This window comes from Microbacterium sp. ZW T5_56 (assembly GCF_044987425.1).
GTDB lineage: Bacteria > Actinomycetota > Actinomycetes > Actinomycetales > Microbacteriaceae > Microbacterium.
Genome location: NZ_JBJDRI010000007.1, coordinates 87315 through 101112, shown reverse-complemented (window position 1 = coordinate 101112; position 13798 = coordinate 87315). Strand labels below are relative to the sequence as shown.

At 68.1% G+C, this 13798-nt stretch carries 16 protein-coding genes and 1 pseudogene; 8 read left to right on the top strand and 9 right to left on the bottom strand.

The annotated features are described in order from the left end of the window. Positions 1 to 45: 45 nt before the first annotated feature. The 6 genes and pseudogenes from ACI3KU_RS05280 (at position 46) to ACI3KU_RS05255 (ending at position 4500) form a co-directional block, all read left to right on the top strand. Entirely contained in the window at positions 46 to 1095 is a 1050-nt protein-coding gene (locus ACI3KU_RS05280; protein ID WP_404921240.1) for an NAD(P)-dependent alcohol dehydrogenase, read from the top strand. Positions 1096 to 1207: 112 nt separating this feature from the next. Beyond that, positions 1208 to 1738 (top strand): hypothetical protein, encoded by a 531-nt coding sequence (locus ACI3KU_RS05275; RefSeq protein ID WP_404921239.1) that lies wholly within the window; start codon positions 1208 to 1210, stop codon positions 1736 to 1738. A gap of 173 nt (positions 1739 to 1911) precedes the next feature. Further along, positions 1912 to 2022 (top strand): annotated as a pseudogene (locus tag ACI3KU_RS05270) (thiol reductase thioredoxin); the annotation flags it as partial. After that, the gene (gene arsB / locus ACI3KU_RS05265; protein WP_404921238.1) at positions 2019 to 3101 is read left to right on the top strand and encodes an ACR3 family arsenite efflux transporter; all 1083 of its coding nucleotides are present in this window, start codon (positions 2019 to 2021) and stop codon (positions 3099 to 3101) included. The pseudogene ACI3KU_RS05270 and the gene arsB, both read left to right, overlap by 4 nt. Then, positions 3098 to 4084, top strand: a complete 987-nt coding sequence (locus tag ACI3KU_RS05260) for a metalloregulator ArsR/SmtB family transcription factor (protein ID WP_404921237.1) — start codon at positions 3098 to 3100, stop codon at positions 4082 to 4084. The genes arsB and ACI3KU_RS05260 overlap by 4 nt, the downstream gene beginning before the upstream one ends. An 11-nt stretch (positions 4085 to 4095) precedes the next feature. Next, positions 4096 to 4500: an arsenate reductase ArsC gene (locus tag ACI3KU_RS05255; protein ID WP_404921236.1), complete on the top strand. Its 405-nt coding sequence runs from the start codon at positions 4096 to 4098 to the stop codon at positions 4498 to 4500. Positions 4501 to 4784: 284 nt separating this feature from the next. Here the strand turns inward: ACI3KU_RS05255 and mutM are convergent, their stop codons facing one another. The 6 genes from mutM to ACI3KU_RS05225 form a co-directional block, all read right to left on the bottom strand. Continuing rightward, a complete protein-coding gene (mutM, locus tag ACI3KU_RS05250) occupies positions 4785 to 5681 on the bottom strand; it encodes a bifunctional DNA-formamidopyrimidine glycosylase/DNA-(apurinic or apyrimidinic site) lyase (RefSeq protein ID WP_404921235.1) in 897 nt (298 codons plus the stop codon). Next, complete coding sequence (gene rnc, locus ACI3KU_RS05245; protein ID WP_404921272.1) at positions 5674 to 6333, bottom strand: ribonuclease III; 660 nt, start codon at positions 6331 to 6333, stop codon at positions 5674 to 5676. Before rnc ends, mutM begins: the two co-directional genes overlap by 8 nt. 44 nt (positions 6334 to 6377) lie before the next feature. Beyond that, on the bottom strand, positions 6378 to 6587 hold the full coding sequence (rpmF, locus tag ACI3KU_RS05240) for a 50S ribosomal protein L32 (RefSeq protein WP_005050211.1): 210 nt from the start codon (positions 6585 to 6587) through the stop codon (positions 6378 to 6380). Positions 6588 to 6589: 2 nt separating this feature from the next. Beyond that, positions 6590 to 7087 carry a YceD family protein gene (locus ACI3KU_RS05235; protein ID WP_404921271.1) on the bottom strand — a complete coding sequence of 166 codons (498 nt, stop codon included), beginning with the start codon at positions 7085 to 7087 and terminating at the stop codon, positions 6590 to 6592. Between the two features lie 95 nt (positions 7088 to 7182). Further along, a complete protein-coding gene (gene coaD / locus ACI3KU_RS05230) occupies positions 7183 to 7680 on the bottom strand; it encodes a pantetheine-phosphate adenylyltransferase (RefSeq protein ID WP_404921234.1) in 498 nt (165 codons plus the stop codon). A gap of 34 nt (positions 7681 to 7714) precedes the next feature. Continuing rightward, the gene (locus tag ACI3KU_RS05225; protein ID WP_404921233.1) at positions 7715 to 9859 is read right to left on the bottom strand and encodes an ATP-dependent DNA helicase RecG; all 2145 of its coding nucleotides are present in this window, start codon (positions 9857 to 9859) and stop codon (positions 7715 to 7717) included. A gap of 70 nt (positions 9860 to 9929) precedes the next feature. Between ACI3KU_RS05225 and rsmD the strand changes: the two genes are divergently transcribed. Next, positions 9930 to 10493: a 16S rRNA (guanine(966)-N(2))-methyltransferase RsmD gene (gene rsmD / locus ACI3KU_RS05220; protein ID WP_404921232.1), complete on the top strand. Its 564-nt coding sequence runs from the start codon at positions 9930 to 9932 to the stop codon at positions 10491 to 10493. A 54-nt stretch (positions 10494 to 10547) separates the two neighbouring features. Here the strand turns inward: rsmD and thiL are convergent, their stop codons facing one another. Continuing rightward, the gene (gene thiL, locus ACI3KU_RS05215) at positions 10548 to 11576 is read right to left on the bottom strand and encodes a thiamine-phosphate kinase (protein WP_404921231.1); all 1029 of its coding nucleotides are present in this window, start codon (positions 11574 to 11576) and stop codon (positions 10548 to 10550) included. A gap of 71 nt (positions 11577 to 11647) precedes the next feature. Here thiL and ACI3KU_RS05210 point away from each other — a divergent pair, with 71 nt between their 5' ends. Then, positions 11648 to 12148 carry a DUF3515 family protein gene (locus tag ACI3KU_RS05210; RefSeq protein WP_404921230.1) on the top strand — a complete coding sequence of 167 codons (501 nt, stop codon included), beginning with the start codon at positions 11648 to 11650 and terminating at the stop codon, positions 12146 to 12148. Positions 12149 to 12197: 49 nt separating this feature from the next. On the opposite strand, the gene ACI3KU_RS05205 is transcribed toward ACI3KU_RS05210, so the two are convergent. Both ACI3KU_RS05205 and ACI3KU_RS05200 read right to left on the bottom strand, forming a co-directional pair. Continuing rightward, complete coding sequence (locus ACI3KU_RS05205; protein WP_404921229.1) at positions 12198 to 13076, bottom strand: sensor histidine kinase; 879 nt, start codon at positions 13074 to 13076, stop codon at positions 12198 to 12200. Next, positions 13073 to 13783, bottom strand: a complete 711-nt coding sequence (locus tag ACI3KU_RS05200) for a response regulator transcription factor (RefSeq protein WP_404921228.1) — start codon at positions 13781 to 13783, stop codon at positions 13073 to 13075. The genes ACI3KU_RS05205 and ACI3KU_RS05200 overlap by 4 nt, the downstream gene beginning before the upstream one ends. Positions 13784 to 13798 lie beyond the last annotated feature (15 nt).

The following is a 13798-nucleotide window of genomic DNA, read 5'->3' as shown; positions in this document are numbered from 1 at the left end:
CACCGCGTTGGCCACAAAGCGGTGCGGTGGCAGAAGAATGGAGTCATGACGACAACCACAGTGAAGGCCTATGGTGCGCTCGATGCCACCAGCCCTCTCGTTGCACTGACCATCGAGCGCCGCGAGGTCGGCCCGCATGATGTGCTCATCGACATCGATTACGCCGGAATCTGTCACTCCGATATCCACACCATCCGCGGCGACTGGGGTCCCATCACCTATCCGCAGGTCGTGGGGCACGAGATCGTCGGCCATGTGGCGGCGGTGGGCAGCGCCGTCACGCGTCACCGTGTCGGCGACCTGGTGGGTGTCGGGTGCCAGTCCAACTCGTGCGGCGAGTGCGCGCAGTGTCAGCAGGGACATGACCAGTACTGCCTCAACGGAAACACCCAGACCTACAACAGCATCGATCCCGCAGACGGCACGATCACTCAGGGCGGGTACTCGCAGGCGGTTGTCACGAACGAGGACTACGTGCTCGCAATCCCCGCCGGCCTCGATCCCGCGAAGACCGCGCCTCTGTTGTGCGCCGGCATCACCACCTATTCGCCGCTGCGTCACTGGAACGTCGGTCCCGGTACGCGGGTAGGCGTCGTCGGCATGGGCGGGCTCGGGCACATGGGCGTGAAGTTCGCCGCCGCGCTCGGTGCCGACGTCACCGTCCTCTCCCGCGGAACCGCGAAGCGCGACGACGCTCTCGACTTCGGTGCACACCGCTACGTCGACACAACCGACCGCGAGGCGATGCGCGAACTGCGCGGTGGCCTCGATCTGATCATCAACACCGTATCGGCGGGCATCGACATCCGGGCCTACCTCGCCCTGCTCGATGTGGACGGGACGCTGGTGGTCGTCGGCGCTCCGGCCGAGCCGTTCAGCGTCCCGGCCTTCTCTCTCATCCCGGCGCGCCGCTCGCTCGCGGGCTCCACGACGGGCAGCATCACCGAGATCCAGGAGATGCTCGACTTCTGCGCCGAGAACGGCATCCACCCCGAGACCGAGCTGGTCTCCGCCGATCAGATCAACGACGCCTGGGAGCGCGTGCTCTCCGCTGACGTCCGCTACCGCTTCGTCATCGACACGAAGACACTGTAAGCGGTCAGAGCACGATGGAAAGACGCCGCCCGGGTTCGATTCGGGCGGCGTCTCTCCCTCTGTGGGCGTGGTCGTCGAAGCTCATCAGCGCCTGTCGTAGTGTGGGACGATCATGAGCTTTCCCAACCACGCACCCTACGCGCAGTTCGATGCGGCACTGGGCGACAACGCCACCGGCCAGTACGTGCCGGCGAGAGCCATCATCGCCGATGGTTTCGTGTCGCTCTGGGTGGCTTCCCCGTCGGGCTGGAGGCAGCACTTCAGCGTGCCCGCCCACGAAGTGACGGTGAAGTCCGCCGCTCAGCGCATCACGCTGGTCGTCCGCGGTCAGAGTTACCCGCTGCTCGCAAACCCGCGCACCGTCCGCAGGAGCATTCAGTACGGCATCGCCGGTGGAATGGCCGACATCCTGGACAAACCGCGATTCGAGATGGGCGTCGACCTCGCCCGTGGGGTCAACGTGGCCGGCAGCGCCTACGCGTTCCAGCGGCGCGGCGGTCCTGAGTTCATCGCCGCGGCCCAGCAGTCCGGCGCGCAGACCTCACGTCTGGGCTACGGCCCGCTGCTGGCAATCGGCTGCGGTGCCGGCCTCGCGATCGTCGTCATCGTGACGCTCATCACCGTGGTCGCCATCAATCTCTGACACGCACGCTTACCGCCGACGCCGACATCGTCGGCTGAAGCGTTCTGCGAGGCGGGACTCGGCACCCGCACGAGAGTGAACGTTCGATGACGCGTCCGGCCTGAGGTTGCAGGCTGAATAGAAGAACTTCAATATAGAAGCATGTCGAATCAACCCACGCTGACCGACGCTATACCTCGATCCCGACTCTCAGCTTCTCCTGGCACGGGAAGCGCGTGGACGTGCTGATCGGCGCGCACCCAAAGCCCATCCACGCGGCGAAGATCGAGGAACTGCTCGCATGACCGACACCCTGTCCCATACCGCCTCGAAGCGGCTCTCCCCGCTCGACCGGTGGCTGCCGCTGTGGATCGGTCTCGCCATGGTCGCGGGCCTGCTCCTGGGCCGGTTCGTACCGGCGCTCTCCGGCGCGCTGTCCGCGATGGAGATCGGAGGGATCTCGGTCCCCATCGGGCTGGGCCTGCTGGTGATGATGTATCCGGTGCTCGCGAAGGTGCGCTACGACAGGGTCGCGGCCGTCACCGGGGACAAGAAGCTGCTGGTCTCGTCGCTGGCGCTGAACTGGCTGGCGGGCCCCGCGGTGATGTTCGCCCTGGCCTGGCTGTTCCTGCCAGACCTGCCGGAGTACCGGACGGGGCTGATCGTCGTCGGCCTGGCGCGGTGCATCGCGATGGTCGTGATCTGGAATGACCTGGCCTGCGGCGACCGCGAAGCTACGGCCGTGCTCGTCGCGATCAACTCGGTCTTCCAGGTCGTGATGTTCTCGGTGCTGGGGTGGTTCTATCTCACGGTGCTGCCCGGCTGGCTGGGCCTGAACGTGCAGGGCCTGGAGGTCTCCGTCTGGCAGATCGCGCTGAATGTGCTCGTCTTCCTCGGTGTGCCGCTGGTGGCGGGCTTCGCATCGCGATGGATGGGCGAGAAGCGCCGTGGCCGCGCCTGGTATGAGGAGAAGTTCCTCCCCACGGTCGGACCATGGACGCTGTACGGGCTGCTGTTCACGATCGTGCTGCTGTTCGCGCTGCAGGGCGACGCGGTGCTGGCGAAGCCCCTCGACGTGGCGCGCATCGCGCTGCCGCTGCTGGTCTACTTCGGTCTGATGTGGTTCACGGGTCTGCTGCTCGGCAAGGGTCTGGGCCTCGGTTACGCACGGTCGACGACGCTCGCGTTCACCGCGGCGGGCAACAACTTCGAGCTCGCCATCGCCGTCGCGATCGGCACCTTCGGCGCGGCCTCCGGGCAGGCCCTCGCCGGAGTCGTCGGTCCCCTGATCGAGGTGCCCGTGCTCGTCGGCCTCGTCTACGTATCGCTCTGGGCCGCCCGCGCCTGGTTCCACACCGACCCCCACGAACGGATCGCATCATGAGCACGACCCTCGAGGCCTGCGTGCCGACCGCGAGCCATGCGATGGGCGTCGGTGCAGCGACGACAGTCGCCGGCGCGTTGAAGGCGATCGCCGACCCACTGCGGCTGCGGATGCTCTCCGCCATCGCGACCGACCCGCGGGGTGAGGCGTGCGTGTGCGATCTCGCCGAGCTCTCCGAGGTGTCGCAGCCGACGATCTCCCACCATCTGAAGGTGCTCAAGGAGACCGGCATGCTGCTCTCGGAGCGCCGCGGCACCTGGGTGTACTACCGCATCGCACCGGCCCGTCGCGGAGCGGTCACCGCGCTCCTGGATGCGTTCGCCCCTGCGGCGACGCTCGACACGGTGGAGGATGACGCCGAGCGGGTCGAAGCGCTGCGGACGATGGACGCGCGCGTGACCCGACTGGCGGACGAGCTCGCGGACGAGCTGACATGCCTGAACCGGGACCTGGTGGTGGCGATCGTGCGCGAGTCCTCCGCGGGCCTGGTGCGGTCGGGGAAGCTGACGCAGCACATGATCGCGCTCATCGAACGGTTCGCCCGGCAGCGCCTGGCTGATCTGACTCGTGACCGCAGCGCGGGAGTGCCGCAGGTGCTGTTCGTGTGCGTCGCGAACGCCGGCCGATCTCAGCTCGCCGCGGCAATCGTGAACCAGCTCGCCGGGGGCAAGGTCGTCGCCCGCTCCGCCGGGTCGACGCCCGCGGTGGATGTGCACCCGCACGTGAGGTCGCTGCTCGTCGAGATCGACGGCGCGCAGGAGGCTGACTCAGCCTTCCCGAAGCCATTGACCGATGACGCGGTGCGCGCCGCGGACGTGGTGGTCACGATGGGCTGCGGCGACGTCTGCCCGATCATCCCCGGCGTCCGCTACGAGGACTGGGCCGTAGGTGACCCCGCACTGGCCTCGCCCGAGGGCGTCGCCGCGATCCACCATGACATCGAGAGCCGCGTCCGCGAGCTCCTCGCCACGCTCACTGATTGAAGGAACCAGCCATGACCGACCAGAAACCCTCCGTCCTCTTCGTCTGCGTCCACAACGCCGGTCGCTCCCAGATGGCAGCCGGCTGGCTCCGGGAGCTCGCCGGCGACCGTGTCGACGTCCGCTCCGCCGGGTCGATGCCCGCCGACCAGATCAACCCCGTCGCCGTCGAGGCGATGCACGAGGTCGGCATCGACATCACCGCAGAGCAGCCGAAGGTGCTCACCACCGAGGCGGTGCAAGCCTCCGACGTCGTGATCACGATGGGCTGCGGCGACGCATGCCCGTTCTTCCCGGGCAAGCGGTACGAGGACTGGAAGCTCGACGACCCGGCAGGGCAGGGCATCGAGTCAGTGCGGCCCATCCGCGACGAGATCAAGGGCCGCATCGAAACACTGTTGGCGCAACTCCTGGGCTGAGCAAGTACCACGCGCGCGAGGAGGCGGGAACCACGCAACCCCTGCCCCTTCGTGCTGCCCGCGCGTCAGCGGCCGAGCGAGCACTCGGGGTCGATGGACCACTCGAATACGGTGGGCGTCAGGATGGCCCCGTCCCACGATCGGCGGGATGTCCCCGAGTCCCACGGTGTCAATCACGGGTCGGCGGTGGTTTCTGCACAGCAGGCGGGTATCGGCTGAAGCCTGGGGGCTCCGCGTGCGGGACGGCCTGGACGAGCACCGCGACCTTGGGGAACTTCGTGTGACTACGAAGAGCGCTTGCGCTGACACTGAGGACAGAAGAACGAGGATCGGTTCATGAACTTCGCTCGGCGGATGGGTGATCCACATCGTGCACATGCCTGGTCGGTACGGCCATAGGCATTTAGGGAGTGCGCGAAGTAACCGGCTTGGCCGTTCACGTTCACGTACTGCGCGTCGAAGCTCGTGCCACCTTCGGCCAGCGCCTTCTCCAAGACCACGCGGACCTCGGCGAAGAGCCGGTTCACGGCTCGCGTCGACAGCCTGCTCGCGGGTGTCTCGGGGTGGATCCGCGCTGCCCAGAGCGATTCGTCGGCGTAGATGTTGCCGATGCCGCTGACCATGCCCTGGTCCAGCAGGACACGTTTGATGGCCGAGTCGGTGCGCGCCAGCCGCGCCCGGACGGGGGCAAGGGCGAACGCCTCGTCCATCGGGTCGCGTGCGATGTGCGATACCTGCGTGGGGATCAGGGCGGTCGTCGTTCCCCACCCGGCCGGCAGCGTGTCAGCCGTGGGGATCAGCTCATCGATGGCCAGCGACCCAAACGTGCGCTGATCGGCGAAGACCACGGCAAGCTCGCCGTGTTCCGGGTGATCGACGATCAGACGCACCCGCTCGTGGCGTTCCGGAACCGCGCCGGGTTCACGAAGCAGCATCTGCCCGCTCATTCCGAGGTGCCCGACCACCGCCCGACCGGACGTCAGCGGGAACCAGAGGAACTTGCCACGCCGCGCAACACCGATCACGGTGGTGCCGGACAGCTCCGCTTCGAAGGAGGCGGCGTTGCCGACGTGTCGCGTGAGCGCCCGATCATCAAGCACCGAGACACCCGTGATGACGGCACCCGTGAGCGCCGGTGCCAGACCGGCACGAACGACCTCGACCTCGGGGAGTTCAGGCACGCTCGTTGAGCACGTGCCACGCGGCCAGAGCCGCCGCCATCTCGGCCGTCTTCTTGCTGGTCCCGATACCCGTGGTGCAGACGTCATCGACGCACACCGTCGCCGTGAAGCGCCGATCGTGATCGGGACCCTCGGCCTCGATGCTGTACACCGGAGCCGTCATTCCCAGCTTCGCGGCGACTTCCTGAAGCGCGGTCTTCGGGTCCACGGCTGCGCCGTACCGCTCCGGGTCCGCCAGCAGCGGCTCGATGATGCGATGCACCAGAGCGGTTGCGTCATCGGGACCCGCGGACAGGTAGGTGGCACCGATGATGGCCTCAGTCGTGTCGGCGAGGATCGAGTCCTTGTCGCGCCCGCCGGTCTGCTCCTCACCTCGGCCGAGCTTCAAGAACTCGCCGATGCCCAGCGTGCGTGCGGCCTCCGCGAGAGCCACCGTCGAGACGACGCTTGCGCGTCGCTTCGCCAGGGAGCCCTCGTCAAGGTCGGGGTGGCGCGTGTACAGCAGTACGGTCGTCGCCTGACCCAGCACGGAGTCACCCAGGAACTCCAGACGTTCGTTGTGCGGGATGCCCCCGCTCTCGTACGCGTACGAGCGATGTGTCAGCGCAAGTGACAGAAGCTCGGCGTCGATGACGACGCCGAGCTTCTGCATCAATGCGGTCAGTTCAGTCACTGTGCTTCCCGCGGTGAGGTGTCTCAGATGTCAGCGACCTTGCGGCCCTTGTACTCCAGGAACAGCTCCGTGCCCTGCGAGTCGGTGACGACCTTCGCCTGGTGCGGACGGCTGTAAACGACCTTGCCGTTCTCAACCGTCTTGACGAGCGTGGGGGCCTCGGCCTTCCACTGCGCGCGACGCGAACGGGTGTTGGAGCGGGAGACCTTCCGCTTCGGGGGGTTACCTGCCATGACTAGCTCTCTTCCGTGTTGCGCAGCTCGGAACTGGTCGTTCCGGCCGCCTGGTCTGTGAGTCCTTGAAGCGCAGCCCATCGGGGATCGACAGGGGCTGAGGAGTCTTCCGCCGACGCAGTTGCCAACCGCTCGCCCGTGGCCGGATCAAGACCGGGGCAATCCGGCTGACACACCGGCTGGAATGGAAACGACAGAACAATCGCATCCCTGACCGGAGTTTCAAGATCCACGTGGTTGTCTTGAACCTCGAAGTCAGTCTCTTCATCTCCAGAGTACGCGAAAAGCTCCTGGAACTCGACTTCGACACCCTGAGTGAACTCCGTCAGGCACCGACTGCACTCCCCCTCGACGCTCGTGCTGATGTCCGCGGTCACGAGAATGCCCTCGTGAACGGACTCCAGACGCACGTCCAGATCCAGCTCCTCGCCCGCGGGGACGGCCATCAGACCCTCCCCCCACTTCTCAGGGGCGGGAATGGTGAGCGTGAACTCACGCATCTCCCCCGGCTGGTGCGCGATATCGCGCACGGGGAGGGCGAACGGTCCGGGTCGGGTGGTCTTCACAACCGACCAGTCTACCGTGCGCTCACGGCTCAGAGGTCGCGCGCACCGGTGTCGAGGAATGTGGCGACGGCCGGCGGCACATACGCGGACACATCGCCACCGAGCGCCGCCACCTGACGTACCAGGGAACTGGACACGAGCGCGTGGGCGGGGTCGGGAAGCAGGAACACCGTCTCGACGCCGGCAAGGCCGCGGTTCACAATCGCCATCGGCGTCTCATACGCGACGTCGACCTGCGAGCGGATGCCCTTCACCAGCACGCCGGCGTTGACCTCCGCGCAGTAGTCCACCAGCAGACCCATGCTCCAGGACGCGACGACGATGTTGCCCGCCAGCCCCGCGTCGCGAATGGACTGCTCCAGCAGGCTCAGTCGCTGCGCGATCGGCAGCATGGCGTGCTTCTCGGGGTTGTGCACGACGAGCACGTGCAGCTCGTCATACAGTTCCGCGGCGCGGGTGATCACATCGAGATGACCGAGCGTGGGCGGGTCGAAGGATCCGGGGACGACGGCGATCCTGCTGTTCATGCTCACAGCCTATGGGGTGATCGACGGACTCGGCTCAGCTCTTGCCGAGCGCTGCGCGTTCCGCCTGCGTGACCCGGCGCGCCACCGCATCGGCCAGCGCAGGATGGGTGGCAAGGGTCGGATCAGCCTCCAACAGCCGCTCGGCTTCCGCGCGCGCGACGGCGATCGTGTCCGCGTCCTTGACCACACGCAGCAGCTTCAACGACGAACGGGCACCGGACTGCGCGTCGCCAAGCACATCGCCTTCGCCACGCAGCTCCAGGTCGACCTCGGCGAGTTCGAAGCCGTCGAGCGTCGCTGCGACGGCTTCGACGCGCGTCCGAGCGGGCGTTGCGTCTTCCGCCTCCGTGACAAGCAGGCACAGGCCCGGCACGCTGCCTCGCCCGACGCGCCCGCGGAGCTGATGCAGCTGGGAGACGCCGAAGCGATCCGCTTCGAGGATGATCATCGTGGACGCGTTCGGAACATCCACGCCCACCTCGATGACGGTGGTGGCGACCAGCACGTCGATCTCGCCGGCGGCGTACGCCCGCATGATCGAGTCCTTCTCCTCCGAGTGCATCTTCCCGTGCAGCACGGCGACCCGAAGATCCGCGAACGACGGGTGAACGGCGAGCATCTCAGCCACCTGGACAACGCCCCAGCGCGGCCCCGTGGCCTCGCCCTCGACCGGAGGCGGGAGTTCGCCGTCGACCAGCTCCTTCTGGGCATCGATCGCGGCGCAGACCACGAACACCTGCCGCCCCTGCGCGACCTCCTCGGCAGCGCGCTCCCACACCCGACCGAACCAGCTCGGCTTGTCGGCCAGCGGCGCGACATGCGTGGTGATCCCGGCGCGACCCGCCGGCATGGTGCGGATGGTGGAGACATCAAGATCCCCGAACACCGTCATCGCCACGGTGCGCGGGATCGGGGTGGCGGTGAGCACCAGCGCGTGCGGCGCGGTGCCCTTGGCACGCAGCATCTCGCGCTGCTCCACACCGAAACGGTGCTGCTCGTCCACCACCACGAGTCCGAGCTCGGCGAATGTCGTGCTCTCGCTCAGCAGCGCATGCGTTCCCACCACGATTCGCGACTGACCCGCCGCCACCCGCAGCGCTGCCTTGCGACGCTCGGCGGCCGGCATCTGCCCGGTGAGCAGGGTCGGGATGAGCTCGGGAGCGAGCTGCGGACCCAGCATCTTCGCGATCGAGCGCAGGTGCTGTGCTGCGAGCACCTCCGTCGGCGCGATCAGCGCGGACTGGCCGCCCGTCTGCGCCACCTGCAGCATGGCACGAAGCGCCACCAGGGTCTTTCCGGATCCGACCTCACCCTGCACCAGCCGATTCATGGGCCACTCGCCCACAAGATCCTGGGCGATGACCGCACCCACCGACTCCTGATCTGGCGTCAACGTGTAGGGCAGGACGGCGTCGAACCGTTCCAGGAGCGACCCGGCGGGCCGCGACACAGCGTGGAGCCGGCGCACCTCGGCGCGCTGCTGCAGCAGCGCCGTCTGCAGCAGCAGCGCCTCCTGCATGCGAAGCGTGTGGCGAGCGACATGAGCCTGCGACACCGTCTCCGGGCGGTGCACGGCCTCGATCGCGTCGCGCGCGGGGATGCACTTGTGCGCTGCCGCGAACTCCGCTGGTAACGGATCGGGCACCGGGCCGAGTTTGTCCAGCACCGCCTCGATCGTCTTCCGGATCTGCCAGCTGGTCAGCGCGGCCGTCGCCGGGTAGATCGGAATGGGCGTGTTCGCCCAGCGTGCGGCGTCGACCGAGGCCTCATCGTCGAACAGCTCGTACTCGGGATGGGCGAACTGAAGCCCGCCCTTGTAGAGGCCCACCTTGCCCGCGAAGATCCCGCGTCGGCCAGGACGAAGCTCTCCCAGTCGCCACTTCTGGTTGAAGAAGGTGAGCGACATCTCGCCGTTGCCGTCGCCGATGACGACCTCGACGAGTGATCCGCGGCGCGCCTGCATCTGACGCTCGGAGGCCTTGCGCACTTCGGCGACGATGGTCACCTGCTCACCGATAGGCAGGGAACGAATGGGGGTCAGCTCCCCATGGCTGGCGTATCGACGCGGATAATGGCCGATCAGATCGCCCACGGTGCGCATGTCGAACGCCTTCGCGAGCACGCCAGCGGTCTTCGCACCGATCGCGGTGTCGAGGCTGGTATCCACGCCGAACTGCACCTGTCCAGCCTACTGTCGCCCGCCGACACTGCCGCTCGGGGAGGGACGCGGGCGTGGATAGGCTGGGACCGTGACACGGATCATCGCGGGCGCGGCTCGAGGCCTCGGACTGACTGTTCCCGATGCGGGAACCCGACCCACCAGCGACCGCGTGCGCGAATCGTTGTTCGGCAGTCTCGAAACGCACGATCTCATCGCGGATGCCCGTGTGCTCGACCTCTACGCCGGGTCGGGCGCGCTCGGGCTCGAGTCCGCGAGCCGCGGTGCGAGCGCAGTGGACCTCGTCGAGAAGGCCCGCGGCGCAGCAGGCGTGGCAACGCGCAACGCTGCGGCCGTGGCGAAGGCGACCGCTGTCAGCGCTCGCGTCCACCAGAGCGGCGTGCTGCCGTTCCTGCGCTCGACCACCCTGGTCTGGGATCTGGTGTTCATCGACCCGCCCTACGACGTGACCGAAGCCGAGATCGGCGACGTTCTCACCGCGCTGGCACCGCGGCTGTCGCCCGATGCCGTGGTCATCGTCGAGCGAGCGAAGCGCTCTCCGGCACCGGACTGGGCCGCAGCGGGCATGTCCCCCCTGCGCGACAAGACTTACGGCGACACCACCGTCTGGTGGGGCGAGCCCGCGGCCGTCTGACACCACCCCCGGTCTTCGACACGCTCGCGGAGATATCTGCAACTGCGACTGTGACTAGCCTTGCGCCGCGTCCCAGTCCTGGTAGGGATCCCATCCACCGCGGGCGTCGTAAGCGTTGCCGTCGACGGTGACCTCCCCGACGGGTGCCCCATACACCCGACCGATGCGTCGGAACCCCTCCGGCAGCGCGATGTCGGCGGGGAACGCCGCCAGCAGCGTGTGGTCTTCTCCCCCGGCCAACGCGGCCGCGGGATCCTCGCCCAACAACGCCGTTTCCACGTCGATGCGCACGCGAGAGGCGCGCGCCATCCGTCGCGCATCCATCATCAGACCGTCCGAAACATCCATCAGCGCGTGCGCGCCGGCCGCCGCCGCCCGCTCGCCGAGTCGCACCGGAGGCTCCGGTCGCAGTTGACGCCCCAGATCGAAACGCTCCGCGTCCGTGAGGAGAGCGTCGTCCACACCGATCGGAGTGCCATCCGCATCTCGGAACCGCTCGAACAGCAGGCGCAGACCACGAGCCGCGGGTCCCTGCTCGCCGGCGAGTGCGACCACATCGCCCGCGCGAGCGCCGCTGCGCAGCACCGCGCGTGCGCCACGCAAGTCGCCCAGCGCCGTCACAGCGATCGTCAGTGTCGGCGACACCGTCACGTCGCCGCCGGCCACCTGGATGTCGTCGCCGAACCGGACGCACGCGCTCACGAGACCGTTGTAGAAGTCCCCGACCCAGCCGAGAGGCAGCGCTGCGGGCAGCGCGAGCGCGACGAGAAGGGCCGTGGGGCGGGCGCCCATCGCGGCCACGTCGGCGAGGTTCACCGCCGCCGCCTTCCAGCCGAGCGACGATGCATCAGACCAGGCCATGCGGAAATCCGGACCGTGCACGAGCGTGTCCGTCGTGACCACGGCGTCGCCGCCGAAGCGGAGCACCGCGGCATCGTCGCCGATGCCGAGACGGGTCGCACTGTCGGATCGCACCGCCGGCACGCGGTCCGTGATCCAGGCCAGCAGCTCCCCCTCCGAAACCGCCGAGATCGGAGTCGCGGCATCGGGGGCGCCGGCGACGCGAACGGGGGTCTCAGACATCCCTCCACGCTACCCGAGCGCCCCGCCTGCGCACGCGGCGGACGCGGAGGCGGGCGGGTTAGCCTGGAGGGGTGAGCCTCCTCCGCCGTATCGGCGCCCTCGTCGGCGCGTCCTTCGCTACCGCAGCCCTCGTCCTCTCACTGACGGGATGCTCTCAGACGATCGCCATGCAGGCGGCGCCGAACGCCGATGACCCGCAGTGCGCGGCGATGATGGCCCAGCTCAACAAGACCGGCTCTTACGACACGATCGCCGGACTCCCCCGGGTCTGGACCGACGCGCAGTCCACAGCGGCCTGGGGTTCGAAGGCGGAGATCCTGATGGCGTGTGGTGTGGAGGTTCCGATGGCCTCCACCACGCCGTGCCAGACCATCGCGGGCATCGACTGGCTGGTGGATTCCACCGACAAGGACCACTACCGGGTGACGACGTTCGGCCGGGAGCCTGCGGTGCAGCTGTTCATCTCGTCTCGGACTGATGGCCTGTCCCCCACCGAGGTGCTGGATCGATTCGCGAAGCCGATGCTCGGCTCCCGCGTGCTCGCGACCTGCACCGAACGCCCGACAAGCTGATTCGCCCCCGGTCCCGTCCCGATCGCGCGAGCGGATCGGACACGCGTTTTCACCGCACGGGTACGGTGAGGACCACCCGCGTGCCCTGACCCTGCTGCGACCGCAGCGAAACGTCACCGCCGTGTCGCCGCGCGATCACGCGCACCACGGGGAGCCCGAGGCCGGTCCCCTCGACCGCGCGTGCGTTGGACCCCCGGGCGAGGTCATCCCAGATCCCGTCGACCTCGTCCGCGGGGATACCCCACCCGGTATCGGCGACCTCCACGGTCACGACCCCGTCATGCTCGGTGCCGCGCACCTCGATGCTCGCACCGGGATCGGAGTACTTCGCGGCGTTGCCGACCAGATTGTAGATCGCCACGGCCAGCAGGTCCGCATCGCCGGAGACCGCGGGCACCGGCCACGGCACTCGCGCGAACTCGACACGATAGCTGCGTTCGGGATACCGGGCCGCCACCGCCTCGACTGCATCACGTGCGAGCACCTCCAGGTCGACGGCCTCGCGCTCGAGCGGGCGGGTCTCCAGCTCGGCGAGCTTCGCCAGATCAGACACCAGCGAGCTGAGACGCTCCGATTGCACGCGAGCGATCGTCAGCGCCGCAGCATCGCCGGTGGCGAGCCCCGTGCGAATCGCCGTGACGGGATTCTTCACCTCGTGATCGAGACGGCGAAGGAACCGAGCGCGCTCCGCTCGCGACGCGGTCTCGGCCTCGGATACCGCCCGCTCCGCGACGATGACGCGGCCGCGCTGGATCAGCGTCACGACGGCCCACACCAGCGAGATCAGCACAGCCGCCGAGAGAGCCAGTGTCGCGAACGGCAGCGACAGCACCAGAGTCGCGTTCGTCCGTGTCGCGACGAGCACGAGCGCGACGATGGCTCCCACACCCACGGGAAGCAGCGCCCACCAGACTCGTGTGCGACTCATGATCCGCTCACCGCCGCGACGAACCGATACCCGGAGGCCTGCACGGTCTCCACGTATCGCGGCTCCTGAGGGTCGTCGCCGAGGACGCGACGGATTTCGGCGATGCGGTGGTCGATGGCCCGCGTGGTCACCGCGAACTCGTATCCCCAGAGCGTGGTGAGCAGCCGATCCCGCGTGTGTAGTTCGTCGGGGTGGCTCATGAGGTACTCCAGCAGCGTGGTCGCGCGCGGCGTGAGGTCCACCTCGTGTCCGCGCAGGCGAACGCGCCGAGCGATGCGATCGAATTCCAGCTCACCGGCCCGCAGCACCTGTGCGGAGGCGAGGGAGCGCTCACCCGGCCGAGCCCGCCGCAGCACGGCACGGATACGACTCACGAGCTCGGGCGGATCGAACGGCTTGCCGAGGTAGTCATCGGCTCCTTCATCGAGCGCCGCAGAGCGTTCGAATGCCTGATCGACGCGGGTGAGCAGGATGAAGGGCGTCCAGTCCCGACGACCGCGCAGCTCGCGCAGCAGCGAACGGCCGTCGCGGCGCGGCATGATCACATCGCTCACGATGATGTCCACCGGCTCCGCGATCACGGCGGCCAGCGCTTCTTCGCCATCGGCAGCCGTGCGGATGCGGAATCCGCTGCGCTCCAGGTACGGCGCCAGAGTCGCCCGAATCGGCTCTTCATCGTCCACGAGCAGGACGGTGGGCTCAGTCATCGTTCACTTCTTCCT